Genomic DNA, 305 nt, shown 5'->3' on the forward strand with positions numbered 1-305 from the left:
TGGCTCGTCAGTGGTCACATCCATCGATACTGCTCCATTCAATTAGGAGCCACAGCTACACAAACGATCTGACACGCCCCGCCTCTACCGCCGCCCGACACTTCGCTGTCACCCAGCCGCTGAGAAAACTGGACCCGTCGGCTTGTTGGCGCCCGAACGTCAACCCCCGCTTGCGGCCCCGCTCCCGCTCTGACGGCGCCGGCCCATCCTGATCGATCTTGGCCAGCAGATACCGCGCCACCGCAGCCAAATTCTGCGGATCCAACCCCGCACCCTGGCCCGCCAACTCCGCATCCGCCTGCGCC

Annotated in this window: 1 protein-coding gene; it reads right to left on the bottom strand. The window is 64.9% G+C overall.

The window, feature by feature from the left end; translation table 11 throughout:
• Positions 1 to 55 precede the first annotated feature (55 nt).
• A partial coding sequence (locus ACAG24_RS29520) for a DUF222 domain-containing protein (protein WP_370476403.1) occupies positions 56 to 305 on the bottom strand: 250 nt, incomplete at its 5' end.

Source organism: Mycobacterium bulgaricum (assembly GCF_041287165.2).
Lineage (GTDB): Bacteria > Actinomycetota > Actinomycetes > Mycobacteriales > Mycobacteriaceae > Mycobacterium > Mycobacterium bulgaricum.